Origin of the sequence: Kitasatospora papulosa (assembly GCF_000717245.1) — a bacterium.
Classification (GTDB): domain Bacteria; phylum Actinomycetota; class Actinomycetes; order Streptomycetales; family Streptomycetaceae; genus Streptomyces; species Streptomyces papulosus.
Map to the genome: position 1 here is coordinate 74,499 of NZ_JNYQ01000006.1, position 23,266 is coordinate 97,764.

Below are 23,266 nucleotides of genomic sequence, written 5' to 3' on the forward strand. Positions count from 1 at the left end.
GGCTGCGGTGACTCACATCCAGATCTCCCCGGGCGCCGTGGCCCCCTGGGACGGCCGCTCCGTCCCCGAGCGGAGCGGCCCGGGGGACGGCCCTCCTCCGAACGGTGCGAAGGGGACCGGCCGCGGCGAGAACCTGGCCGGCTACCTGTTCATGTCGCCCTGGATCGCGGGCTTCCTGTTCCTGATCGCCGGCCCCATGGTGTTCTCGCTGTACCTGTCGTTCACCGAGTACAACCTGTTCGAGGCGCCACGCTGGATCGGCCTGCGGAACTTCACCGACATGTTCGCCGATCCGCGCTGGCGCCAGTCGGTGAAGGTCACCTCCTGGTACGTACTGATCGGCACCCCGGTCAAGCTGGCCGCCGCGCTCGCCGTCGCCATGCTGCTGGCGCAGAAGCGGTGGGGCCAGTCCTTCTACCGGGCGGCCTTCTACGCACCGTCCCTGATCGGTGCGAGCGTCTCGGCGGCCATCGTCTGGCGCGCGCTGTTCTCGGACGACGCGATCGTCGACCGCACGCAGAAGGTGCTCGGTTTCGAGGCCGGCGGCTGGATCGGCGACCCCGAGATGATCATCTACGCACTGATCGCCCTCACCGTCTGGCAGTTCGGCGCTCCGATGGTCATCTTCCTCGCCGGCCTCAAACAGGTCCCGCAGGAACTGTACGAGGCGGCCGAGATGGACGGAGCCGGCCGCCGGCGGAAGTTCTTCCACATCACCCTTCCGATGATCTCTCCGGTCCTGTTCTTCAACGTCCTGCTGGAGACCATCCACTCGTTCCAGATCTTCGGCTCGGCCTACATCGTCAGCAACGGCAGCTGCGGACCGGCCGACGCGACGCTCGTCTACACCTGTTACCTGTACGAACAAGGCTTCGTGAACAGCCGCATGGGCTTCGCCTCGGCCATGGGATGGCTGCTGCTGGTCGCCGTGGGCCTGGTCACCGCCGTGCTGTTCCGGTCCCAGAAGCGCTGGGTGCACTACGAGGAGGGCGGCCGATGAGTCTCCTGTACGCAGCCGTACGCCGCCGGGGACCCGGCGCGCTCGCCTGGCACCTCGGCGCGCTCGTCGTCCTCGCCGTGGTCCTCTACCCGGTGGCGTGGACGATCGGTGCCTCGTTCAAGCCCAGCGCGGACATCATCGGCGCCCTGGACCTGTTCCCGGCCGACCCGATCGGTGACAACTACACCCGGCTCACCGAGGGCATCGCCGACATCCCGGTCTCGACGTTCTTCCTGAACTCGGCCTACATAGCGGTCGGTTCCGTCGTGGGCGTGGTGCTGTCGTGCTCGCTGACCGCCTACGCCTTCGCGAAGGTGCGCTTCGCCGGCCGCAACATCATGTTCGCCGTCATGATCGGCACCCTCCTGCTGCCGTACCACGTACTGATCATCCCGCAGTACGTCCTGTTCCAGAAGCTGGAGCTGATCAACACCTTCACCCCGCTGCTGATCGGCAAGTACCTGGCCACCGACGCCTTCTTCGTCTTCCTGATGGTGCAGTTCATGCGCGGACTGCCCAAGGAACTCGACGAGGCCGCCCGGCTGGACGGCTGCGGGCATCTCAGGACCTACTGGTCCATCGTCATGCCGCTCTGCCGTCCCGCGCTCGTCACCAGCGCGATCTTCACGTTCATCAACGCCTGGAACGACTTCATGGGCCCCCTGCTGTACCTGAACGAGCCGGACAAGTACACCGTCTCCATGGGGCTGAAGATGTTCATCGACCAGGACGCGGTGGCGGACTACGGCGGCATGATCGCCATGTCGCTGGTGGCCCTCCTCCCGGTGCTGGCCTTCTTCGTGGCCTTCCAGCGGTACCTGATCGACGGCATGGCCACCTCGGGCCTGAAGGGCTGACGCGCCGTGGCGACGAGGACCCGTACCCCGGACAGGCGTCCGCGCTTCATGGACCGCTTCGCCCTGTTCTCCGAATGCCTGCTCACCGGCGTCTGGATCGCCGTCGCCGCCCTGCCCCTGGTCACCTTCCCCGCGGCCTTCGCCGCGGGGACCCGGCACCTGCGCCGGCACCTCGACGGTGAGCAGGGCGGCCTGCGCGAGTTCGCCCGGGACCTCCGGGCGGCCGCCCGGGGCGGATGGGTCGCCGGTGCGTCCGTATGGGCGGCGGCGGCTCTGCTCGCTCTCGATCTGGCGGCCGTCCGGGCCGGACTGCCCGGCGGGCCGTTCGTGGGCGCCGTCGGCATCCTGGCCATGATCGGGTACCTCGTCGCCGTGGTCCGCGCGGCCTCGTGCTGGGAGCCCGGCGCCCTCTGGCGCACCCTCCTCGCCGAGGCCGCGCGGCACACGGTCCGCGACCCGGCCGGCTCGCTCCTGCTCGTCTGCGGGATGGCCGTCGTCGTGCTCTCCGGTTCGCTGGTCCTGCCACTGGCCGTCCCCGTCGTCGGGGCCGTCGCCGCCGCGGCCACCGCGGTGCGGGCACGCGGGCTCTCCCGCTGACCGCACCCCTCGCACGGACCCACCGGCTCCGGTACGTCCCGTCCCTGTCCGATTCCTGTCCCGAATCCCGCACGGAGAGAGGCACAACCATGTCCAGGATGCCCCGCAGAACGCTCCTCAAGGCCGCGGCAGCAGCCGGCGCGGCCGCACAGATCGGCTGGACCCCCGGCGCCACCCCCGCGTCGGCGGCCACCCGGAGCGCGGAGCACACCGACGAACCGGTCGCCCTGACCTGGCTGGAGTCCGGCGGCCTCGGAGCGGCCCCCGGCTCCACGCTCGGCGTTCCCTGGCCCAAGGGGCAGTACCCCGGGGACCAGACGTTCTCCCTGGCAACGGAGGACGGCGAGGACGTCCCCGTCCAGACCTGGCCGATCGGCTACTGGCCCGACGGCTCGCTCAAGTGGACCGCGCACGCGGTCGGCCCCGAGGCCACCGCCCAGACGTTCTCGCTCACCGCCGGCGCCCCCGCCGCGCCCGCGAAACGGGTCACAGCGGTCCGCGCGGGCGGCACCGTCACCGTCTCCACCGGAGTGATCACCGCCAGGCTCGGCACGAACGGCTCCGCCCTCGTCAAGACCGTCACCCGCGGCTCGACCGAGATCGCCCGGAACGGCCGGCTCGTCCTCGTGCGCCAGGGCGAGATCGAGGACGGCGACCAGGGCACCGAGAAGTACGAACGCTTCGAGAGCGTCGTCGAGGAGACCGTGGTCGAACAGGACGGGCCCGTCCGGGCCGTCGTCCGTATCGACGGCAGGCACCGCAAGGGCTCACGGTCCTGGATGCCGTTCTCCGTACGCCTCTACTTCTACGCCGGCGCCGACTCCTTCCGGATGGTGCACACCATCACCTACGACGGCACCGTCGAGCCCGGCAAGGCGAGCGGTGACTTCGTGCGGGGCCTCGGGGTCCGCTTCGCCGTGCCCCTGCGCGACGAGGCCTACGACCGGCACATCCGCATCGGCGGTGACGGCACCGGCCTGCTGCGCGAGGCCGTGAAGGGCGTCACCGGGCTGCGCCGCGACCCCGGGGCGGCGGTGCGCGAGGCGCAGTTCGCGGGCCGGAAGCTCCCCGACCCCGCCACCTGGGACCAGCGGGTCACCACCCGGCTTCCGTACATACCCGAATGGGGCGACTACACCCTCTCCCAGCTGTCCGCCGACGGCTTCGGGCTCCGCAAGCGCACCAGGAGGGGGCACGGCTGGATCGGCGCGGGCGGTGGCCGGAGGGCATCGGGATTCGGGTACGTCGGGGGAGCGAGCGGGGGATTCTCCTTCGGGCTCCGCGACTTCTGGGAGAAACACCCCGCCCAGCTCGACATCCGTGACGCCCACACCGACGAGGCCGAGGTCACCCTCTGGCTCTGGTCCCCCGAGGCCCAGCCCATGGACCTGCGCTTCTACCACCACGGCATGGGACAGGAGACCTATCCCGAACAGCTCGAAGGCCTCAACATCACCTACGAGGACTACGAACCGGGCTTCGGTACCCCGTACGGCATCGCGCGGACCAGCGAACTCCTCTTCTGGGCCAACGCGTCGACGCCGGCCCCCGAGACGCTCGCCCGGCAGGTCGAAGCCGTACGCACCCCGCCCCAGCTCGCCGCCCCGCCGAAGCAGCTCGTCAACGCCAAGGTCTTCGGCGGCCTGTTCGCCGAACCCGACCGCTCCACCGCCGCCAGGTCGAGGATCGAGGACCACCTGGACTTCCTCTTCACCTACTACAAGGACCAAGTGGAGATGCGCCGTTGGTACGGCTTCTGGGACTACGGCGACATCATGCACACCTACGACCCGACCCGTCACCAGTGGTGCTACGACGTGGGCGGCTACGCCTGGGACAACTCCGAACTCTCGCCCGACCTCTGGCTCTGGTACGCCTACATGCGCTCCGGACGCGCGGACATCTACCGCTTCGCCGAGGCCATGACCCGGCACACCGGTGAGGTCGACGTCTACCACCTGGGCACATGGGCCGGACTCGGCACCCGCCACGGTGTCCAGCACTACGCCGACAGCGCCAAGCAGCAGCGCATCGCCAACACCACCTACCGGCGCATGTTCTACTTCCTCACCGCCGACGAACGGGTCGGTGACCTCATGCACGCCAACGTCGACTCCGACGAGACCTTCCTGGCCCTCGACCCGATCCGCAAGATCCGCACCGAGCCCTACACCCCGGACCGCCACGCGCTGTCGATCGGCTTCGGCACGGACTGGAGCGGCCTCGTCTCCGCCTGGCTCACCGAGTGGGAGCGGCGCGGGCCCAAGTGGGAGAAGGCCAGGAGCCGCGTCCTGTCGACCATGGAGACCATCGCCGCCCAGCCCAACGGTTTCGTGCAGGGCGTAGGGCTCTACGACCTCGACACCGGCACGTTCGCGATCGCCGAGGAGCCCGAGGTCGGCGTCTCCCACCTGTCGGCCATGTTCGGTCTGGTCGAGCTGAACGCCGAACTCATCGACATGATCGACATGCCGGCGTTCGAGGCCGCCTGGATCGACTACTGCCGCTACTTCAACGCGACCAAGGCCGAGCAGGCCGCCCGCTACGGCAGCAACTTCGGCACGCTCCTGCTGTTCCAGGGCCACTCGCGCCTGGACGCCTACGCCGCCGTGCGGACGGGGGACGTCACCCTGGCCACCCGGGCGTGGAAGCAGTTCTACGGCAGCGCCGACACCTGGGACTACAAGGAGAGCACCGACTGGAACACCCGGAAGGTCGACGGGCCGACCGGGCCCGTACCGGGCAGTGAGGCGGCCTGGGTCAGCACCAACACCACGGCCCTGTACGGCCTGGCGGCCATCCAGAACCTCGCGCTCGTCGGCGACAGGATGCCGTGACGCCCTGGCTCTAACGCATCCGTCCGAAGCTCTCCCGCACCCGGCGCGCGTCACGCAGCCGCTGCTCGTAGGTCGCACCGACCGCGAGCAGCAGCAGCCCGGCGAGCGCCGGGGGCGCCCAGCGCGGGAGGGCGTCGAAGACCTGCACCACATGCGGGGCCAGCTCGTGCAGGCCGTCCAGCGCCAGGACCGAACCGCCCAGGACCAGGGGCGCCTGGAGCCGTAGCCGGGCGCCGGCCAGGGTGACGGCCAGCGCCGCGACCCCCAGCAGCAGGGGGCGCAGCCAGTGCGGGTCGCCCCAGGCCACCACGAGGCTCGGCACCATCGTCATCGCCAGGGCCGGACCGTAGGACACCCAGGACGAGGTGGCGGGATTCCGGCGCCGCCGCACGTGCCCCACCGCGAACGCGGCCACCGACACCGGCAGCGTGTACGCCTCGGGGTCGGTCACCCCGGAAGCCGCCAGGCGCACCCAGGCGGCAGTCACGAACAGCGCGGCGGCGAGTCCTCCCGCCACGCTCCGGCGCTCCGGCCGCAGCGCCGTGGCCGACGCCAACACCCCGCACAGCCCCAGCACCAGCGCCAGGAACGGCCCGTCCGTCACCGAGAGGCCCAGCGCGACCACCGCGGCGAACGCCCCGGCGAGTTCGGCCGGGAGCGCGACCTCGGGCTCCTTCAGCCGCGCCCCCAGCAGCACCGTCGCCGCCGTCACCAGCAGCACCAGCGGCGCGGTGTGCGGGGCGCTCCATCCCAGGGACGCCCCCGCCGCGCAGGTGACGGCGACCCCGCACAGCACCGAGGCGCAGGCGAGCACCGAACGCACGGCGGGCACCCGGGCGACGGCCGCCGACGCGGCGAACAGCAGCACCAGCGCCACGGACACGGCGTGTGTCGCCGGCTCGGCGGCCAGCGCCAGCAGTCCCACACCCAGGGCCCCGACCAGCGCGCACACCACACAGGTCACCGCGAGCGCGTCGGCCGCGCGACGTGCGGCCAGGGCCGTCAGCACCGCGACCAGTACGAGCTCCACGCCCACGGCGACCGCGTACGGCGCATCCGTCACCGCGAGCAGCGCGAGCACCGCGCCCCAGCCCAGGACCGCCGTGCCGGCGGCCGCCGCGACGCGCCAACCCTTCTCCGGGAGGACTCGCGGCCACCCGAGGTGGAGCGCCGCCGCCAGTCCCGCCGCCACCGCCAGCACCACCGGGGCGGAAACCGACCCCGACCACGGCACCGCCGGTCCCACCGCGTCCCGGAAACCGCCCGGTGCCCCGGACCACACGCCGGCCGGCACGGACGCGGGACCCAGCAGTGCGGCGGCGACCACGGGCGCCGCCCACAGCACCGCGCCCGCCACCACCGAGGCCGACGCGCCCAGGACTCCCCACATGACGGGCCGCGGGAATGCCGGACGCAGCACGGCGGACAGGGCCGCGCCGCACAGCAGGTACACCAGGACCGCCCAGTGCCACGGCAGCGCCGCAGCCGGCACGCCGCCCACCGCGGCCACTGCCGCGAGGCCCCCCACGACACCCCCGAGCACGGCCGTCACCCCGGGCGCGCGCCAGGCCCCTGCCACCGCCACCACCGCTCCGGCCGTCAGCAGCGCGCCCGGGCCCACGGCCCCGGACACCCCGTCGGCCGACACGGACAGCACCAGCCCCAGAGCCAGGGAGATCAGCCCCGTCAGCACCGCACCCGTGTACGCCGTGACCCGGACGGCGGGCCCGCGGCCCCACGAGGCCACCGCGACGTCCGCCGCCGCCGTCACCAGGAGCGCCCAGGCGAAGCCGGTCGCGGAGGCCTCCACGGCCCACGCGGTGAACACCAGCGGGAACTGCCCCGCCACCACGGCCGAGGGCAACGGCGTCCGCAGCCGGCCGAGCAGCGACCCGTACAGGGTCCACACCGCCACCAGGACCGCCGACGCCACCGCCGAGAAGGCGATGCCGTCGGTCCCCGGCGCCGCGACCGCGTGCAGCGCGATCGCGTCCAGCACCGTCAGCAGCAACGCCAGGACGGCCACCGCCTCCGCCGTCGAGGGGAGCCCGCGGCCCAGCAGCAGCGCGGGCGCCACCAGCGCACCCGCCGTCACCACCGCCAGCACCGCCGAACGGCCGGCGATGCCCATCTCACCCCAGCTGAAGAGAGTGAAGGCGATCGCGGCGACCGCCAGCAGCAGACCGCCGAGCACCAGCAGGACGTTCTGCGTGCCGCGCGCGGGCGTGCGTACGGGCGCCTGTGCGGTCCGGGCGTAGGGCCGGGGGGACGGTGCCCGGGGAGGCTGCGGCGGAGCGGCCGGTGCGCGCAGGACGCTCAGGAGCCAGGCGCGACGGCTCAGCAACTGGAGCCGGCGGGCGTCCAGCCGGGCCAGTTCATGATCGAGGAGGGCCAATTCCTCGGCGGGCGGCGGCACATGTCTCATGTAGGGGAGTGTGGCGGCGGACACACCCGGCGGCATGCGCTCACCTACTCAGTTCCGCACCTGAGTAGGAGTTTGAACCCAGGGCTCCGATCCCTGTATGGTTCAACCCGTTCCCGGGCGATTAGCTCAGTGGGAGAGCGCTTCGTTCACACCGAAGAGGTCACTGGTTCGAACCCAGTATCGCCCACCCGGGAAAAGCCGGTCCGTCAGTGTCATCGACGGGCCGGCTTTCGCGTACCCGGTCCGGATCAGGCGGCCGCGGGCAGCTCCGGACGCAGCGGCCACGCCGGGTCCACCGCCTCCGGCGCACCGTTCTTCTCGAACCACGCCTGCAGCCCGCGGGCCTGAGCCGCGTGCCACACCGCCTGCAGCGAGTGGACCTCCGCCGGTGACAGCCGCTCCAGCCGGGCCGAGAACCGCCGTCCCACCGCCCGCACCAGTTCGAGGGACGCCGCGGCGTCGGCCGACGCGTCGTGCGCGCCGTCCAGGGTGACCCCGTACAGCTCGCACAGGTCCGTCAGGGTGCGGCGGCCCTTGCGGTAGCGGTCCAGGTGCTTGTCCAGCACCCGCGGATCCAGCACGCAGAGCGGCTTCTTCCCCAGGTAGCCGGCCAGTGACGAGGCCCGGTGGCGCCTCAGCTCCCGGTCCAGCAGCGTCAGGTCGAACGGCGCGTTCATCACGACCAGCGGCCGCCCCGTCGCGCACTGCTCCGCCAGCGACCTGGCTATCTCCTCGACGACCGGTGCGGGCCACCGGCCGTTGCGCTGCAGATGGTCGTCCGTCAGACCGTGGATCTCGGTGGCGCCGGGCGGCACCGGGATCCCCGGATTGACCAGCCAGCGGGTGACGCGAAGCCGTCCGCCCGCCGCGTCCTGGACGACGAGGGCGGCCGAAACGATCCGGTCCTCCTCGACGTCCACACCTGTCGTCTCGGTGTCAAAAGCCGCCAGCGGCCCCTCGAACCAATGCGTCATCCCCGAACTCCTCGCGCGTGCGCGGCAGATGGCGGGATTCCTCCGCCCGGTTCGGTGATACCCGCACCCTATGCCTGATACGCCGTTTACGGGCGGGCTCCTGCGGTGACAACACAAGTGACGGGCAAGGAAGTTGACCAGCCCGCCAGCGGAGACCGGGCGACCGGTCGGCACAGCCCGGAAGGCACGGAGCCATGGCGCTCGCGCAGCCGAACCCAGGGAGTCCCGCCCGCACCGAGGACCACGGGGGAACGCCGCCGCAGCAGCGGAACACGCCACCGGTGCGCGGCACACTCGCCACCACCGCCTGCATGGAGACCCTCCAGGTGGGCTACCTCCACGCCGTCGCCGCCGCGGCGGGCTGCTCGCTCTCGCAGCCCTTTCCCGACAACGGCATCGACTGGCACGTCAGCCACGGAGCCCCCGGCCACACCGTCGACGACGAGGTGACCGTCAAGGTGCAGCTCAAGTGCACCTACCAGATCGCCCCGAACCCACCCGGCGCCACGTTCTCCTTCACCCTCGACAACGCCCATCTGGTGAAGCTGGCGAGAACCCCCGTGTCGGTGCACAAGATCCTCGTCGTGATGCTCGTGCCCCGCAGCCAGGACGACTGGCTGCGGGCCGGACACGACGGGCTGGACCTGCGGTACTGCTGCTACTGGACGAATCTGGCCGGCCACCCGGTGACGGGCCGGCACCGGACCACCGTGCGGATCCCGACCTCGCGGATCTTCGACGACCGCGCACTGTGCGGGATCATGGCCCGGGTCGGAGCGGGAGGGAGACCCTGATGCACCGGTCGACGGACGACCCGGCCGGAGGGACGGCCCCGGCGGGCAGCCGCGCACACCCGTACGCCGACGGCCCCGGCCCCGGACCGGCCCCCGACCCCGCACGCGTGGACCCGCGCGTCCTCGGCGTGCTGCTGCGCCGCCACGGCTGGCACCGCCGCGGAGGCGCGCAGGGCCGCTACAGCCGCTGGACCCCGCCGGGCCCGGCCGCCACCGGGACCAGCCTGCTCGTGCCGGACACCGTGACCCTCCCCGACAGCGAGGACCTGCTCGCCGAGGCGCTCACCGCGCTCACCCGCAGCGCGGCCCCCTCCGCGCGCGACATCCTGGTCGCCCTCACCGTGCCCAGCGACGAGATCCACTGGTGGCGCGACGTCCCGGAGGGAACCGCGGGAGCCGTCGGGTGGACCGACGCCGACCGTTTGCGCGCGGCCGCCCGCCAGATCCTCCTCGCCGGCTCGCTCGCCGTCCGGGGCCGGGCCGGGTACCACGGCGCACGGCACCGCAGGAAGGCGCGGAGCGCACTGGACGGAACCCTCGTGGGGTCCACCACCGACGGCCGCGGCCTCACCGCGTTCGTTCCCGTGGCCGCGGGACGCGCCGTCGCCGTGCAGCTGTACGCGGCGCTGCACGCGGCCCGGGAAGCCGTCGACTACCAGCGGGCCACCGGGGGCATGGAGGCGTTCGACACCGCCGTCGCCGCAGGGGTCAGCCGTGAGCTCACCGAGGCGGTGGTGGCGCTTGTCCGGGGAGCGGAGGGCGTCAGGATCACCCTGGCCTGGGCCCCCGCCGCCGGCACCCCGGAGGGCTGCCCGGCCGGCCCCGAGCCCGTCGAGTTCTCGCCCGGTGACCTGCCCGCCCTCAGGCTGGCCGGAGCGCGTTACCTGCGGGACGAACCGGCGGTGCCGGTGCGGCTCACGGGCGCGGTCGTGCGGCTGCGCCGCTCGGGGCCGCGCGGCCCGGGTGTCGTGCGGCTGCGGGTGCTGGCCGGGGCGGAGGTCGCGCACGTCCGGATCGAGCTCGACGAGGAGGCCTACCGGATCGCGGCCCACGCCCATCTGGTCGGGCTTCCGCTCAGCGTGGAGGGCAGGCTGGAGAACCGCGGCGGGTTCCGCCGTCTCGGTGGTGCCTCACAGGTGACACCGGTCCAGGTCGACGAGGCCGAACGGGACCGGATGATGAAGTCGCTCCAGGAGAACGTCGACTTCTTCGAGGAGGCCTGTACGGGGGAGGAGGGCTAGCCGCGGTATCCCTTTCGCGTCGAGGCCCCCCGGCTCGGTACGATTCCTCTTGCGCGCGCAAGAGGAAGGCGGCGCACCCCCTCAGTCAGGAGAGACCGGTGTCAGACGTCCGTGTGATCATCCAACGCGATTCCGAGCGGGAAGAGCACGTGGTGACGACGGGCACGACGGCCGCCGAGCTCTTCCCCGGGCAGCGCACCGTCGTCGCCGCACGGGTCGGAGGCGAGCTGCGCGACCTCGCGTACGAGCTCAAGGACGGCGAGGTCGTCGAACCCGTCGAGATCTCCTCCGAGGACGGCCTGAACATCCTGCGGCACTCGACCGCGCACGTCATGGCGCAGGCCGTGCAGGAACTGCACCCCGAGGCCAAGCTGGGCATCGGCCCGCCGGTCAAGGACGGCTTCTACTACGACTTCGACGTCGAGAAGCCGTTCACGCCCGAGGACCTCAAGGCCATCGAGAAGAAGATGCAGGAGATCCAGAAGCGAGGGCAGCGGTTCTCCCGCCGGGTCGTCACCGACGAGGCGGCCCGTGAGGAGCTCGCCGACGAGCCGTACAAGCTGGAGCTCATCGGGATCAAGGGTTCCGCGTCCTCCGACGACGGCGCGGACGTCGAGGTGGGCGGCGGCGAGCTGACCATCTACGACAACCTGGACGCCAAGACCGGTGACCTGTGCTGGAAGGACCTCTGCCGGGGTCCGCACCTGCCCACCACCCGGTTCATCCCCGCCTTCAAGCTGATGCGGAACGCCGCGGCGTACTGGCGGGGCAGCGAGAAGAACCCGATGCTCCAGCGCATCTACGGCACCGCGTGGCCGACCAAGGACGAGCTGAAGGCGCACCTGGAGTTCCTCGAGGAGGCCGCCAAGCGCGACCACCGCAAGCTCGGAAACGAGCTGGACCTCTTCTCCTTCCCCGACGAGATCGGCCCCGGCCTCGCCGTCTTCCACCCCAAGGGCGGCGTCATCCGCCGGGCCATGGAGGACTACTCGCGGCGCCGCCACGAGGAGGAGGGCTACGAGTTCGTCTACAGCCCTCACGCGACCAAGGGCAAGCTCTTCGAGAAGTCCGGCCACCTGGACTGGTACGCCGACGGCATGTACCCGCCCATGCAGCTCGACGACGGGGTGGACTACTACCTCAAGCCGATGAACTGCCCGATGCACAACCTGATCTTCGACGCGCGCGGCCGCTCCTACCGTGAGCTCCCGCTCCGCCTCTTCGAGTTCGGCACGGTCTACCGCTACGAGAAGTCGGGCGTCGTGCACGGGCTGACCCGCTCGCGCGGCTTCACCCAGGACGACGCGCACATCTACTGCACCAAGGAGCAGATGGCGGAGGAGCTCGACAGGACGCTCACCTTCGTCCTGAACCTCCTGCGCGACTACGGTCTGACCGACTTCTACCTGGAGCTCTCCACCAAGGACCCGGAGAAGTTCGTCGGCTCCGACGAGATCTGGGAGGAGGCCACCGAGACGCTGCGCCAGGTCGCCGAGAAGCAGGGCCTCCCGCTCGTCCCGGACCCGGGCGGCGCCGCGTTCTACGGTCCGAAGATCTCCGTGCAGTGCAAGGACGCCATCGGCCGCACCTGGCAGATGTCGACCGTGCAGCTCGACTTCAACCTGCCGGAGCGCTTCGACCTGGAGTACACCGGCCCGGACGGCACGAAGCAGCGTCCGGTCATGATCCACCGCGCGCTGTTCGGCTCCATCGAGCGCTTCTTCGCGGTGCTGCTCGAGCATTACGCGGGCGCCTTCCCCGTGTGGCTGGCCCCGGTGCAGGCGGTCGGCATCCCGATCGGCGACACCCACATCCCCTACCTCCAGGAGTTCGCCGCCAAGGCGCGCAAGCAGGGGCTGCGGGTCGACGTGGACGCCTCCTCGGACCGGATGCAGAAGAAGATCCGCAACCAGCAGAAGCAGAAGGTGCCGTTCATGATCATCGCGGGCGACGAGGACATGGCCAACGGCGCCGTCTCCTTCCGCTACCGCGACGGTTCCCAGGAGAACGGCATCCCGGTCGACGAGGCCATCGCCAAGATCGCGAAGGCCGTGGGGGACCGCGTCCAGGTCTGATCCGAGCCGTGCGGGAGGCCCCCGGGGAGCGCTGCGCGTCCCCCGGGGGCCTCTACTCGTCCTCCCGCCGGAACACCTGGACCAGCCACGAGGAGAACGACCCCGTCACCGCCCCCAGCAGGGCCAGCCCGCAGGCCATCAGGCCCACCGCGACGACCCGGCCGCCGAAGGTGACCGGGACCGCGTCCCCGTAGCCCACCGTCGTGAGCGTCGCGCACGCCCACCACACCGAGTCGCCGAAGGTACGGATCGAGGCGCCCGGGGCGTCGTGCTCCTGGTGGTAGACCGCCAGCGCGGCGGAGACGCCGAGGAGGACGGCCGTGAGGCTCGCATACGACATCACCCGCGCGTACAGGCTCAGCCGGGGCTGCTCCCGGCGCTTCTGGACCGCCGTGTAGACCTGCACCAGACGCAGCGGGCGCAGCAGCGGCAGCAGCAGGACCACCGTGTCCAGCCAGTGGGCGCGCACGAAGCGCCGCCCCAGCCCGCTCAGACGGAACCGCACCCCGTAGTCCACGACGAAGGCCAGCCAGGTCGCGCAGACCAGGGCGAGGGCGAGGTCGCGTACGGCGCCGGTGTCGGGCGGGGCGAGGACGCGGAACGCGTAGCCGACGAGGAAGACCAGGCCCGCGACGAAGAGCGGTACCTCCGTGCGCTGCTCCCACTCCTGGAGCCGAGGGGGGACGGGGGCCGTGGCGCGGTCGCTCATGGCGCCAGCATCCCGGTGCGCCGGCGGGCTCGCCCCCGGCGACACGCGCGCCGGGAGCGACGCAATATGCTGACGGGCATGACGAGTGAGCCGGAACAGCAGATCGGAGTGGGGACGCCCGACGCGTTCCAGCGCCTGTGGACGCCCCACCGGATGGCCTACATCCAGGGTGAGAGCAAGCCGAGCGGCCCGGGAGCCGGCGACGGCTGTCCGTTCTGCGAGATTCCGTCGAAGTCCGACGAGGACGGGCTCGTCGTCGCCCGCGGCGAGAAGGTCTACGCCGTGCTCAACCTGTACCCGTACAACGGCGGGCACCTGATGGTGGTGCCGTACCGGCACGTCGCCGACTACACGGAGCTGGACGGCCCGGAGACCGCCGAGCTGGCCGACTTCACCAAGCGGGCCATGGTCGCGCTGCGGGCCGCCTCGGGTGCGCACGGCTTCAACATCGGGATGAACCAGGGCGCCGAGGCGGGCGCCGGCATCGCCGCCCACCTCCACCAGCACGTGGTGCCCCGTTGGGGCGGGGACACCAACTTCATGCCGGTCGTCGGACACACCAAGGTGCTCCCGCAGCTGCTCGGGGACACCCGGTCGATGCTGGCCGGTGTCTGGCCGGCCGAGCTGCCGGCCGGCTGACCTCCTCCGGGGCGACGGTGCCCGCCGCCCCGGACACCGGCGGACTCAGGGGGAGCCCAGTTCCCTGGCATGGGCCCGCTCGGACGGTGTGAGCGGTATGTCCGGCCGCACCCGCTCCGGGTGGGCCGCACCGGGCCCGCTCCCCTCCGGGGGCGGCCCGCACGCCCCGGTGTCCGTGCTCCAGGGGTCCACCCCCGCGTACGGCGCCCCGTAAGCCGTCAGCGAGCGGCGGAGCGCACGCAACAGGCGCAGGGCGAACGGTCTTCCCGACGGGCACATCCGGGCCCTCCTCACCGCAGCAGGCGGGCGAACTGTTCCGGCGCGGAGTCCGCCCAGGACTCGAAGGTCCGCATCCCCGGGTGGAGGCCCCGGGCACGCGCCACGTCCGCGGCGGTGACGTCCGGGTGGCGCCTGGTGAACTCCAGCATGTCCGCGACGGCGCGGGCGTGCGGCAACGGCAGCTCCCGGTAGGTCTCGTAGGGCACGTCCCGGTAGGCGACCGGGACACCGAGCGACCGGGTCAGCGCGGCGGCGTAGGCGGCGGGCGGCAGCAGATCGCCCACGGCCTTGACCACGTCCCCGTGGAGTGCGGGTCCCGCGTCGAGCACCGCCCCGACCAGCGGGCCGAGATCGGCGACGGACACGGCGGGCAGCGGGGTGCCCCCGTGGGGCAGCGTGAACGCGAACGTGCCGTCCTCCTGTCTGCGCAGCCGGCGCGCCGGCCAGTTCTCGTAGTAGGTGGACAGATGGACGGTGACGACGGGCGAGCCGCCCGCGCGCAGCTCCTCCTCCAGCCGCGCCTTGCCGTAGTGGTGCGGGAGGGCCAGCACGCCGCCGCTGCGGCGGTGCGCCTCGGGCAGACTGCTGTGCACCAGCGTCCCGGCGCCCGCGGCGAGGACGGCGTCCGCCGTCCGGCGGGCCACCTCGTACTCACGCTCCTTCAGGGACCAGTAGTCCGTGACCAGGAACGCCGCGTCGACGCCGGCGACCGACCGGCGCACCTGGCCGGGGTCGGTCAGGTCGCAGGCGACGACGTCGGCGCCCCGTGCCGTGAGCGCGGCGGCGGCCGCCGACCGGGGGTCGCGGGTCACGGCCCGCACCGTCCAGCGGCCGGACCGCAGGAGGTGGCGGGCGACGGACCCGCCCTGGGCCCCGGTGGCCCCGGTGACGAGGACGAGGGGTCTGTCGGTCATGGTTGCTCACCTTCGGGTCGGTTCGCCGAGCCGGTGACCGCCGCTCCTGACGGCGGCCACCGGCAGCGGTCAGCGGGCGGATGCCACGGCGTCCAGCAGGAGCCGGGGCGTCCTGGCCCCGCTCAGCACCTCCTCCGGCATGCGCACACCGAGCTCCCGCTCGATCCGGGTCGCCGTCTCGAGCAGCGCGAGCGAGTCGTAGCCGAGGTTCTCGAACGGCGCGTCCAGGATGTCGCCGTCCAGGTCGACGTTCTCGTCCTCCCCGGCGCATTCCCGCATCACGCGCTTCAGGTCGGCGAGGGTGAAGCCCTTCATGGTGGTCACCTTTCACTGGGGATTTGTCCAGGGATGGGTCATCGGGGTGTCGGTCCGCACCGGCGCACGACCACGGCGCTGTTGAAGCCGCCGTACCCACGCGCCAGCACCAGTGCCGCGTCGCCGGCCATCGGCCGGGGCCGGCCGGTCACGAGGTCGATCCGGTACGCCGCCGGGACCCGGCCGACGTCGGCGGTCGGGGGGATCAGCCCGTCACGGACCGCGAGCAGCGCCGCCGCGAGGTCGAGCGCGGAGGCGCCGGCCCCCGGGCGTCCGGTGCGGGAGGTGATCGCGGTGACCGGCACGGCGTCCGGCCCGAAGACCCCGGCGATCGCCCCGGCCTCCTGCGCGTCGAGATCCGGAACCGCGGCTCCCTCGGCGAACACCGCGCCGATGTCCGCCGGTTCCACTCCCGCGTCGGCCAGCGCCGCGCGCGCGGCCCGCGCCGGGCCCGTGGGCCGCCCCGAGCCCGGGGGAGGGTCGAAGCAGGCCGCGTAACCCGCCACCTCGCCGTACGGGCGGATGCCTCCTCTGGCGTGAGCCGAGGCCTCGTCCTCCAGCATCAGCAGCGCGCCGCCCTCCGCGACGACATGACCGGCGGCGCGCTCCCCGAAAGGCAGGCAGGCGTCCTCGGACCGGTCGGCGGTACTCAGCCGGCCGCCGGTCAGCTCCGCCACGTGCCCCCAGGGGCACAGCGCCGACTCCATCGCCCCGGTGAGCACCGCCGGGGTGCCCTTGCGCAGCATGCGGCGCGCGTGGCCCACCGCGTCCAGGCCGCCGGACTGGCCGGTGACCAGGACGCCGCTGGGGCCGCGCAGGCCGTGCCGGATGGAGATCTGGCCGGTGTTGACGGCGTAGAACCAGGCGAACGACTGGTAGGCGCTGACGTACAGGGGGCCTTTCGCCCACAGGTTCTCCAGCTCCCGCTGACCGAACTCGAACCCGCCGGCGGCATTGGCGGTGACCACCCCGATCCCGTACTCCGGCGCCCCGGCCGGGTCCAGGCCCGAGTCCCTCAGCACCTCGGCGGCACAGGCCAGCGCGAGCTGTGTGACGCGGTCGGTCTGGGGCAGCAGGCGGCCGGGCAGGTCCTCGCCGGGGTCGCGTGCGATCTCGCCGGCCAGCCGGCTCGGGTAGCCGGAGGCGTCGAAGCGGGTGATCGGGCCGATGCCGCCGCGTCCCTCCAGCAGGCTCCGCCAGAACTCCTCGGTGCCGTCCCCGTTGGCCGCCCGCACGTCGAGGCCGGTCACCAGGGCTGTGCCCCGCCGGGTTCCGGGTGCCGTGGACGCGGGTGCGGGGGCGGTCATCGGCGTGTCCCTTCGGGCCGGGTGAGCACCATGGCGCTCTGGAAGCCGCCGAAACCGCTGCCCACCGTGAGGACGGCGTCCAGGCGCTGCTCCCTGGCGGTGACCGGCACGTAGTCCAGCGGGCAGTCGGGGTCCGGTTCGTGGAGGTTGGCGGTGGGAGGCACGACTCCGTGCTCCAGGGCGAGGGCGCACGCCGCGATCTCTATGGCCCCGATCGCGCCGAGCGAGTGGCCGATCATCGACTTGATGGAGCTGACGGGAATGCCCCGGGCGTGCTCGCCGAGCGCGCGCAGGAAGGCGGCCGACTCGTGCCGGTCGTTCTGCAGCGTTCCGGAGCCGTGCGCGTTGACGTAGTCGACCGCGGTCGGGTCCAGCCGGGCCTCGTCGAGGGCCCGGGTGATCGCCTCCGCCATCTCCCGGCCGTCCGGCCGCAGACCCGTCATGTGGTAGGCGTTGCCGCGCGAGGCGTGACCGCCTATCTCGGCGTAGACGTGCGCACCCCGGCCCACGGCGTGCGACCACTCCTCCAGCACCAGCACGGCGGCGCCCTCACCGAGGACGAAGCCGTCCCGGGTGCGGTCGAACGGCCGCGAGGCGGTCGCCGGGTCGTCGTTGCGCGCGGAGGTCGCCCTGATGGCGTCGAAGGAGGCGACGGTGATGGGGGAGATCGGCGCGTCGGTCCCGCCGGTGAGCATGACGTCGGCGGTGCCCTCGCGGATGATCTCGCAGGCGTGCCCCACGGCGTCGAGCCCGGACGTGCAGCCGGCCGAGATCACCGCGGCGGGGCCGAGGGCGTCCGCCGCCCACGCCACCTCCCGGGCCAGGCTGCTGGGGACGAGGTAGTCCACCAGCTGCGGCACGGCGTGGCGGTGGTCCACGAGCCAGTCGCGGCCGCCGTCGCTGACGACGGCGTACTCGTTCTCCAGGCTCGTCGTGCAGCCGACCGCGGTGCCCAGGGACACACCGGTCCGCTCGGGCACCGGGGAAGTGCCGGACGCGAGCCCGGCGTCCGCGAGCGCCTCCCGGGCGCAGGCCACGGCGAACAGGGCCGCGCGGTCCAGTCTGCGGACCTCACGCGCGGAGAAGCCGGCGGCCAGCGGGTCGAAGGCGCACTGCGCGGCGATGCGCGAACGGTAGGGCGTCGCGTCGAAGGCCGTCAGGGGGCCCGTCGCGGTCCGGCCGGAAGTGATCAGTGACCAGAACTCCTTCGTCCCGGTGCCGCCGGGTGCGACCACGCCGATTCCGGTGACGGCGACCCTGCGGTTCACCTCGGCACGTCCACGGAATGGCCGGATCTGCACCAAGCGAAAACAGATGGTTTCCAGTGGTCCGGTAGATTCTGCGCGGTCTCCGCCCTGTGCTGGGCGGCCCCCGTCGCACGCTGTGCGCTGTCCATCTGATCGACCCTTTCCCGTACTCGGCCGGTGGCGTGACGCATCCCCCGTGGAGGGACGCGGATCATCCTTGGCCGCGCCGCTGGAGGGGGGCTTGGGAACCGGTGGAACCGGGAAGCGGCCCGGGATTCCGGGCCGCGTATCATCCCGGGGGGCGTGCGGTCCGTCGTGTCGTGAGCCCGCCCGTACACCGCCCGCAACCCGCGAAGGTCACTTCCGCATGGCTGTTCGGCCCGCCGTGTCCCTCGGGGACTTCAGCACCCTGTTCGCCCTGGCCGGGCGTTCCACCCGCCTCCGGTCCGAACGTCTGCTCAACGACTTCGGACTCCACGTCGGTCAGCAGTTCTTCATGCGCTGTCTCTGGGAGCAGGACGGGAGCACGGTCGGAGACCTCGCCCGGCGCGTCAGGGTGGAGGCACCGACGGCGACCCAGGCGGTCAAGCGCATGGAGGCGGCCGGGATGGTGCGCCGCACCCCCGACGAGCAGGACGCCCGGCGCAGCCGGGTGTGGCTGACGCCGCTCGGGCGGCGGACGTGGCCGCTGGTCACCGCCGCGCTCGCCGAGCTGGAGCGGGATCTACTCGCGCCCTTCACGCAGCCGGAACGGGAGCAGTTCATGTCGCTGCTGCTGCGGCTCTACGAGACGTCCCTCCCCGCGGACGGACCGGGTGCGGACGGGACCGGCACCGGCCCGGACGCCACCGGCGGAAGCCGCGCGGACTGAGCGCCCGGCGCTCCAGCGGGGCTCCAGCCGCCTTCCAGACCGGCCGAGCACGCTGGTGGCCCCTACAGCGCGAAGGAGGTCCGATGCCGCACACCGGCACGGCACCGCTCGACCCGGCCCGACCCGGCACCGCCGGGCTCCACGGCGAGATCACCCATTTCTACGCACGGCAGATGCAGGCCCTCGACGACGGCAGGACCGACGACTGGGCGCGGACGTTCACCGAGGACGGAGTCTTCCTCCTGCACGGCGGCCACGACCGGGCGGAGGGCCGCCCCGCGCTCGCCGCGAGCAGCGCGAAGGCCCGCGCCGCGCTCGCCGAGCAGGGCGTCACGCACCGGCACTGGCTCGGCATGCTGACGGTGGACCCCAGGCCCGACGGAAGCGTCGTGGCCCGCTGCTACGCCCTGGTCGTCGCCACCCACCTCGGCGGGACCCCGGCGCTGCACCGCAGCACCGTGTGCGAGGACGTGCTGGTGCGCGACGGAGACGCCTGGCTGGTCCGGCACCGGCAGGTCAGCCGCGACGACCTGGCCTGACGGCATGCCGCGGGGCCCCTCCCGGGGCCCCGCGGACCGTCAAGGCCGCCCGGCCGGGCTCAGCCGGCCGTCTCGTACGGCATTCCGCCCGCCAGCATCTGGGGCTGCGGCGAGGCCGACGAGAGTATGGCGCGCTGGAGCTGCTGGAGGAACCAGGCGGGCTCCATGCCGAGTTCCTCGGCCAGGGCGCGTCGGAGCCGCTGGTACACGTCCAGGGCGCACGAGCGGCGCCCCGACCGCCACAGTGCCCTCATGTACTGGGCGTGCAGGTTCTCGTGGAAGCGGTGATGGGCGGTCAGCGCGGCCAGCCCGTCCAGGAGTTCCTGGTGCCGGCCGAGCCTCATCTCGGCGTCGATGCAGAGCCCCAGAGTGGTCAGCCGCAGCTCCTCGAGCCGGGTGACGTGGGCCGTGACGCGTTGGCCCGTGTCCACGTCCGCGAGCACCTGCCCGCGGTAGAGGTCGAGGGCCTGCGAGAGGAGCACCACGCCCGTCTCGTCGTCCCCCCTGCTGATGGCCTCGCGCCCCTCTTTGGCGAGCCGGCCGAAGCGGTGCAGGTCGACGGCGTCGTCGGGGATCCGGAGCATGTATCCGGGACCCGCCGTCACCAGCAGTTCCCCCGCCGAGGGTGCGGCGGCCTGCAGCAGTTTGCGGAGCGTCAGTATGTACGTCTGGAGCGTCGTCCTGGCGCTGGCCGGCGGGCGGTTGCCCCACAGCTCCTCCACCAGCGCGGAGACGGGGACGATCTGGTTGCGGTAGATGAGGAGAAGTGCCAGCACCTTCTTCGGTTTCGGTGCGCTGGGAACGCAAACGATGTCACCGAACCGTAAATCCAGGATCCCCAGTATGACGACGGAAATGTCCATCATTTCCCCCCAAGATCTGCATTGCCGTGGTCATGACGGACTCCCCCGAGTACCGGTGCGACCTGGCCGCTTTGTGTGTAGTGCCTGTGATGCACCCGAACGCTACCCAGACGGGCCGTGGGTACTGTCGAATGGACGCGTCGAGGCTCGGCGCGAATTGTCCTGAAGGCGCTTGCACTGTTCATGAGGTGCTGCTAGACGGTGGCCGGCGGATCTCCCGGAGGGGTCCGCGGGTGGTCCGCCCTTCCCTGCCGGAGCGGGGAAGGGCGTGGGGCCCGGCGTCAGTTCAGCATGCGGTCCAGCGCCTTGTGCACGCAGCGGTCGGCGAGAGCGGTGACGGTCAGGGCGGGGGGAACCGTCGCCATCGTGCCGGGTATCAGCGAGCTGTCGATGACGTGCAGGTTGTCGTACCCGTACAGCCGGCCGTCCAGCCTGCACGCCTTGCCGAGGACCGCTCCACCGAGCGTGTGCGACGTGGTGTCGGCGTTCACGCGCAGGGTCGAGGTACCGGGGTTGGCGGCGTTGATGCGGTTCACGGTGGCCGTCACCGCCTGGGTGGCGCGTACGGCCGAGGCTCCCGTGGCCGGCCAGGTCAGGGAGACCCCGTCGGTCGCCGCGTCGTAGCTGAAGAACCCGTCCGCGGCGCACGTGGTCATGGCCAGGGCGCCGAGCGCTCCGGTCCCGTCCGCGGGCGGCACCGGCCACGGGAAGTTGATCATCGTCACCGGTTCGTACGGGTTGTCGAGGTCCTGGGCGACGATGCCGGACGGTCCTCCCTGCGTGGAGTTGTTCCAGGGCATCCCCACCCGCACCGTCTGCCGGTCGCTGTTGGTGCCCCAGCCCTTGCCGACGGAGGCGCGGAGCGCGGGCAGGCTGCCGCGTCCCCGCGCGGCCACCAGCAGCCGGCTGGTCCCCAGCGAACCGGCGGCGAAGAACACGCGCTTCGCGCTGTAGTCGGGCCGGGCCACCACGGCCCCCGTGTCGTCGATGCGTTCGCACCGCACCACGTAGCGGCCGCCCGAGGGCACCACGTCCACCACCCGCGTCAGTGTCTCCACCGACACCCGGCCGGTCGCCTCGGCGGCGGCCAGGACGGTCCGGTCGACACTGCGCTTGGCCCCGCTGTTGGCACCCCAGATGGAACGGGCGATGATCAGCGACGCCTCACGGGTGCCCGCCTGCTCCTCCCGCACCGCCTGCCAGTCGACGGCCATGTCCGCCCGGAACGGGGCCAGGCCCGCCGCCGCGGTCTCGGCGGTGAAGGAACGGGCGGCCGTGTAGTGCGACGAGGCGTAGACGTCGTCCGGCATCGGGGCCGGACCGATCAGGGAGCGGGCCCGCGCGTACCAGCGCTCGCTCATCTCGTCGAAGTCGATGTCGGTGCCGAACGCCCGGTTGAACGCCGCCTCGGACGGCTTGAGCATCACCGCGTTGTTGACCAGGGAGCCACCGCCGACACCCGCGCCGGCGAGAGCGATGACGCCGTCGGCGCGGAAGGCCTCGAGCACACCCGGGTAGACGTCGAGCTGCTGGGGGACGAACGGACTCCAGGAGTTGAGCCAGGACGCCCGGCCGTCAGGCGCCGCGGGGGTGGCGAACGTACCGCCCTGCGCCGTGACCGGCCAGCGCCTGCCTCGTTCGAGGACCACCGAGTGCAGGCCCGCCTGGGCGAACCGGAGGGCGGCGACGCTGCCCGCGTACCCACTGCCGATGATGAGGATCTCCACGGGCTCCGCGGCGGACGCCACGGCGGACCGCAGCGGCAGCGCCCCGAGCGCCGTACCTGCCGCGACGCCGGTGAGGAACCGCCGACGGGAGAGCGACTTTCTGCCTGACATTCCACTCCTCGTGTTGAGCGAAGGACTACGGCAGGGGGCGCGCCGAGGCCGGAAACCGGCCCGCGGGACGCGCCCCCGCGTACGGTGACCTCCCCGCCACGGCGGCCCGGAGCGAGCGGGACGGGCGGGAGGGCACCGGATCAGCGCTTGCGCGCGATGGTCAGACCGTCGGCGAGCGGCAGCATGACCACATCTACCCTGGGGTCGGCGGCGAGCGCGGGGTTGAACTCGCGCAAGGCGGCGGCGTTTCCGGTCACCGGCTCGTCACCGAGCACACGGCCGCCGTACAGGACGTTGTCGAAGACGATCAGGCCCCCCGGCCGGGTCCTGACCACCAGTTCCTCGAAGTACGCCGCGTAACCGGTCTTGTCCGCGTCCACGAACGAGAAGTCGATGTCCTCATCGACGGGCAGCGCCCGCAGGGTCTCCAGGGCCGGGCCGAGGCGCAGCTCGATCAGACCGGCCAGCCCCGCGGACTCCCAGCCGTCCCGGGCTATGCGCGTCCACTCCTCGCTGGTGTCGCAGCAGAGCAGGTGCCCGTCGGCCGGCAGCGCCCGGGCGATGGAGAGCGACGAGTAGCCGGTGAAGGTGCCCACCTCGACCGCCCGCCGCGCTCCGACCGTCCTGGCCAGCAGCGTGATGAGAGCCCCCTGTTCGGGGGCGATCCGCATGCCGGCCTTGTCGCCGGTCTCCTTCTCGGTGCGCGCCACCAGCTCGTGGTGGGCGGGCAGCGGTGCGATGCCGCTCGCGACCACGTAGTCGACGACCTCCTGGGTGGCCTGCACCCGCATCGGCTGGTCGGCAGGAAATTCCATCGTCACTCCTCTTTCAGGGCCCCCACGGGCCCCGGCAGTCGCCAAGACCTGCACAACGTAGGAGCGGCGGCTGGAGAAGCACTTGAGGGCCAGTCCACGGGCCGGTGGTGACGTCCCGGACGCTCCAGCC

Annotated in this window: 21 protein-coding genes and 1 tRNA gene; 11 read left to right on the plus strand and 11 right to left on the minus strand. The window is 72.4% G+C overall.

The window, feature by feature from the left end:
- The first annotated feature begins 7 nt into the window (after positions 1 to 7).
- The 4 genes from IA22_RS0119210 (at position 8) to IA22_RS0119225 (ending at position 5,291) form a co-directional block, all read left to right on the plus strand.
- On the plus strand, positions 8 to 1,000 hold the full coding sequence (locus tag IA22_RS0119210) for a carbohydrate ABC transporter permease (protein WP_030124276.1): 993 nt from the start codon (positions 8 to 10) through the stop codon (positions 998 to 1,000).
- Positions 997 to 1,857, plus strand: coding sequence for a carbohydrate ABC transporter permease (locus IA22_RS0119215; protein ID WP_014157307.1), 861 nt, complete (start codon positions 997 to 999; stop codon positions 1,855 to 1,857). Before IA22_RS0119210 ends, IA22_RS0119215 begins: the two co-directional genes overlap by 4 nt.
- Before the next feature lie 48 nt (positions 1,858 to 1,905).
- A complete protein-coding gene (locus IA22_RS0119220) occupies positions 1,906 to 2,454 on the plus strand; it encodes a hypothetical protein (RefSeq protein WP_051694816.1) in 549 nt (182 codons plus the stop codon).
- A gap of 89 nt (positions 2,455 to 2,543) precedes the next feature.
- Positions 2,544 to 5,291 (plus strand): exo-rhamnogalacturonan lyase family protein, encoded by a 2,748-nt coding sequence (locus IA22_RS0119225; protein ID WP_030124278.1) that lies wholly within the window; start codon positions 2,544 to 2,546, stop codon positions 5,289 to 5,291.
- Between the two features lie 10 nt (positions 5,292 to 5,301).
- On the opposite strand, the gene IA22_RS0119230 is transcribed toward IA22_RS0119225, so the two are convergent.
- Entirely contained in the window at positions 5,302 to 7,716 is a 2,415-nt protein-coding gene (locus IA22_RS0119230) for an SCO7613 C-terminal domain-containing membrane protein (protein WP_030124279.1), read from the minus strand.
- Positions 7,717 to 7,831: 115 nt separating this feature from the next.
- On the opposite strand from IA22_RS0119230, the gene IA22_RS0119235 reads away from it, so the two are divergent.
- A tRNA-Val gene (locus IA22_RS0119235) sits at positions 7,832 to 7,903 on the plus strand.
- A 61-nt stretch (positions 7,904 to 7,964) separates the two neighbouring features.
- Here IA22_RS0119235 and IA22_RS0119240 read toward each other — a convergent pair.
- A complete protein-coding gene (locus tag IA22_RS0119240) occupies positions 7,965 to 8,690 on the minus strand; it encodes a 3'-5' exonuclease (RefSeq protein ID WP_030124280.1) in 726 nt (241 codons plus the stop codon).
- 194 nt (positions 8,691 to 8,884) lie between these two features.
- Between IA22_RS0119240 and IA22_RS0119245 the strand changes: the two genes are divergently transcribed.
- The 3 genes from IA22_RS0119245 to thrS all read left to right on the plus strand — a co-directional run bounded on the left by IA22_RS0119245 (position 8,885) and on the right by thrS (position 12,800).
- The gene (locus IA22_RS0119245) at positions 8,885 to 9,484 is read left to right on the plus strand and encodes a DUF4365 domain-containing protein (RefSeq protein WP_030124281.1); all 600 of its coding nucleotides are present in this window, start codon (positions 8,885 to 8,887) and stop codon (positions 9,482 to 9,484) included.
- Positions 9,484 to 10,725, plus strand: coding sequence for a hypothetical protein (locus IA22_RS0119250; RefSeq protein ID WP_015576419.1), 1,242 nt, complete (start codon positions 9,484 to 9,486; stop codon positions 10,723 to 10,725). Before IA22_RS0119245 ends, IA22_RS0119250 begins: the two co-directional genes overlap by 1 nt.
- 98 nt (positions 10,726 to 10,823) lie before the next feature.
- Positions 10,824 to 12,800, plus strand: coding sequence for a threonine--tRNA ligase (gene thrS, locus IA22_RS0119255; RefSeq protein ID WP_030124282.1), 1,977 nt, complete (start codon positions 10,824 to 10,826; stop codon positions 12,798 to 12,800).
- A 52-nt stretch (positions 12,801 to 12,852) separates the two neighbouring features.
- On the opposite strand, the gene IA22_RS0119260 is transcribed toward thrS, so the two are convergent.
- Entirely contained in the window at positions 12,853 to 13,509 is a 657-nt protein-coding gene (locus tag IA22_RS0119260; protein WP_014157315.1) for a potassium channel family protein, read from the minus strand.
- A gap of 66 nt (positions 13,510 to 13,575) precedes the next feature.
- Between IA22_RS0119260 and IA22_RS0119265 the strand changes: the two genes are divergently transcribed.
- Positions 13,576 to 14,148, plus strand: a complete 573-nt coding sequence (locus tag IA22_RS0119265) for an HIT family protein (RefSeq protein WP_030124283.1) — start codon at positions 13,576 to 13,578, stop codon at positions 14,146 to 14,148.
- A 45-nt stretch (positions 14,149 to 14,193) separates the two neighbouring features.
- Here the strand turns inward: IA22_RS0119265 and IA22_RS38270 are convergent, their stop codons facing one another.
- From IA22_RS38270 to IA22_RS0119285, 5 genes are all read right to left on the minus strand, one after another.
- Positions 14,194 to 14,427, minus strand: coding sequence for a DUF6059 family protein (locus IA22_RS38270; protein WP_220093425.1), 234 nt, complete (start codon positions 14,425 to 14,427; stop codon positions 14,194 to 14,196).
- 11 nt (positions 14,428 to 14,438) lie between these two features.
- Positions 14,439 to 15,341 (minus strand): NmrA family NAD(P)-binding protein, encoded by a 903-nt coding sequence (locus tag IA22_RS0119270; RefSeq protein ID WP_030124284.1) that lies wholly within the window; start codon positions 15,339 to 15,341, stop codon positions 14,439 to 14,441.
- Positions 15,342 to 15,410: 69 nt separating this feature from the next.
- Positions 15,411 to 15,656 (minus strand): acyl carrier protein, encoded by a 246-nt coding sequence (locus tag IA22_RS0119275; RefSeq protein ID WP_014157319.1) that lies wholly within the window; start codon positions 15,654 to 15,656, stop codon positions 15,411 to 15,413.
- Positions 15,657 to 15,694: 38 nt separating this feature from the next.
- Positions 15,695 to 16,963 carry a beta-ketoacyl synthase N-terminal-like domain-containing protein gene (locus IA22_RS0119280; protein WP_030124285.1) on the minus strand — a complete coding sequence of 423 codons (1,269 nt, stop codon included), beginning with the start codon at positions 16,961 to 16,963 and terminating at the stop codon, positions 15,695 to 15,697.
- Positions 16,960 to 18,231 carry a beta-ketoacyl-[acyl-carrier-protein] synthase family protein gene (locus IA22_RS0119285; RefSeq protein WP_030124286.1) on the minus strand — a complete coding sequence of 424 codons (1,272 nt, stop codon included), beginning with the start codon at positions 18,229 to 18,231 and terminating at the stop codon, positions 16,960 to 16,962. The genes IA22_RS0119280 and IA22_RS0119285 overlap by 4 nt, the downstream gene beginning before the upstream one ends.
- Before the next feature lie 346 nt (positions 18,232 to 18,577).
- Between IA22_RS0119285 and IA22_RS0119290 the strand changes: the two genes are divergently transcribed.
- Positions 18,578 to 19,081, plus strand: a complete 504-nt coding sequence (locus tag IA22_RS0119290; protein ID WP_030124287.1) for a MarR family winged helix-turn-helix transcriptional regulator — start codon at positions 18,578 to 18,580, stop codon at positions 19,079 to 19,081.
- 83 nt (positions 19,082 to 19,164) lie between these two features.
- Positions 19,165 to 19,620, plus strand: coding sequence for a nuclear transport factor 2 family protein (locus IA22_RS0119295; protein WP_014157323.1), 456 nt, complete (start codon positions 19,165 to 19,167; stop codon positions 19,618 to 19,620).
- Positions 19,621 to 19,679: 59 nt separating this feature from the next.
- On the opposite strand, the gene IA22_RS0119300 is transcribed toward IA22_RS0119295, so the two are convergent.
- The 3 genes from IA22_RS0119300 to IA22_RS0119310 form a co-directional block, all read right to left on the minus strand.
- Positions 19,680 to 20,486 carry an AfsR/SARP family transcriptional regulator gene (locus IA22_RS0119300; protein ID WP_030124288.1) on the minus strand — a complete coding sequence of 269 codons (807 nt, stop codon included), beginning with the start codon at positions 20,484 to 20,486 and terminating at the stop codon, positions 19,680 to 19,682.
- A gap of 278 nt (positions 20,487 to 20,764) precedes the next feature.
- Positions 20,765 to 22,321, minus strand: a complete 1,557-nt coding sequence (locus IA22_RS0119305; protein WP_015576413.1) for a GMC family oxidoreductase N-terminal domain-containing protein — start codon at positions 22,319 to 22,321, stop codon at positions 20,765 to 20,767.
- Positions 22,322 to 22,461: 140 nt separating this feature from the next.
- The gene (locus IA22_RS0119310) at positions 22,462 to 23,136 is read right to left on the minus strand and encodes an O-methyltransferase (protein WP_030124289.1); all 675 of its coding nucleotides are present in this window, start codon (positions 23,134 to 23,136) and stop codon (positions 22,462 to 22,464) included.
- Positions 23,137 to 23,266: the final 130 nt, after the last annotated feature.

What these genes read in the sequence shown, in the direction of transcription:
- IA22_RS0119215 (WP_014157307.1), top strand. Translation starts at nt 997, where the DNA reads ATGAGTCTCCTGTACGCAGCCGTACGCCGCCGGGGACCCGGCGCGCTC.
- IA22_RS0119220 (WP_051694816.1), top strand. Translation starts at nt 1,906, where the DNA reads ATGGACCGCTTCGCCCTGTTCTCCGAATGCCTGCTCACCGGCGTCTGG.
- IA22_RS0119225 (WP_030124278.1), top strand. Translation starts at nt 2,544, where the DNA reads ATGTCCAGGATGCCCCGCAGAACGCTCCTCAAGGCCGCGGCAGCAGCC.
- IA22_RS0119230 (WP_030124279.1), bottom strand. Translation starts at nt 7,716, where the DNA reads ATGAGACATGTGCCGCCGCCCGCCGAGGAATTGGCCCTCCTCGATCAT.
- IA22_RS0119240 (WP_030124280.1), bottom strand. Translation starts at nt 8,690, where the DNA reads ATGACGCATTGGTTCGAGGGGCCGCTGGCGGCTTTTGACACCGAGACG.
- IA22_RS0119245 (WP_030124281.1), top strand. Translation starts at nt 8,885, where the DNA reads ATGGCGCTCGCGCAGCCGAACCCAGGGAGTCCCGCCCGCACCGAGGAC.
- IA22_RS0119250 (WP_015576419.1), top strand. Translation starts at nt 9,484, where the DNA reads ATGCACCGGTCGACGGACGACCCGGCCGGAGGGACGGCCCCGGCGGGC.
- IA22_RS0119260 (WP_014157315.1), bottom strand. Translation starts at nt 13,509, where the DNA reads ATGAGCGACCGCGCCACGGCCCCCGTCCCCCCTCGGCTCCAGGAGTGG.
- IA22_RS0119265 (WP_030124283.1), top strand. Translation starts at nt 13,576, where the DNA reads ATGCTGACGGGCATGACGAGTGAGCCGGAACAGCAGATCGGAGTGGGG.
- IA22_RS38270 (WP_220093425.1), bottom strand. Translation starts at nt 14,427, where the DNA reads ATGTGCCCGTCGGGAAGACCGTTCGCCCTGCGCCTGTTGCGTGCGCTC.
- IA22_RS0119270 (WP_030124284.1), bottom strand. Translation starts at nt 15,341, where the DNA reads ATGACCGACAGACCCCTCGTCCTCGTCACCGGGGCCACCGGGGCCCAG.
- IA22_RS0119275 (WP_014157319.1), bottom strand. Translation starts at nt 15,656, where the DNA reads ATGAAGGGCTTCACCCTCGCCGACCTGAAGCGCGTGATGCGGGAATGC.
- IA22_RS0119280 (WP_030124285.1), bottom strand. Translation starts at nt 16,963, where the DNA reads ATGACCGCCCCCGCACCCGCGTCCACGGCACCCGGAACCCGGCGGGGC.
- IA22_RS0119290 (WP_030124287.1), top strand. Translation starts at nt 18,578, where the DNA reads ATGGCTGTTCGGCCCGCCGTGTCCCTCGGGGACTTCAGCACCCTGTTC.
- IA22_RS0119295 (WP_014157323.1), top strand. Translation starts at nt 19,165, where the DNA reads ATGCCGCACACCGGCACGGCACCGCTCGACCCGGCCCGACCCGGCACC.
- IA22_RS0119300 (WP_030124288.1), bottom strand. Translation starts at nt 20,486, where the DNA reads ATGATGGACATTTCCGTCGTCATACTGGGGATCCTGGATTTACGGTTC.
- IA22_RS0119305 (WP_015576413.1), bottom strand. Translation starts at nt 22,321, where the DNA reads ATGTCAGGCAGAAAGTCGCTCTCCCGTCGGCGGTTCCTCACCGGCGTC.
- IA22_RS0119310 (WP_030124289.1), bottom strand. Translation starts at nt 23,136, where the DNA reads ATGGAATTTCCTGCCGACCAGCCGATGCGGGTGCAGGCCACCCAGGAG.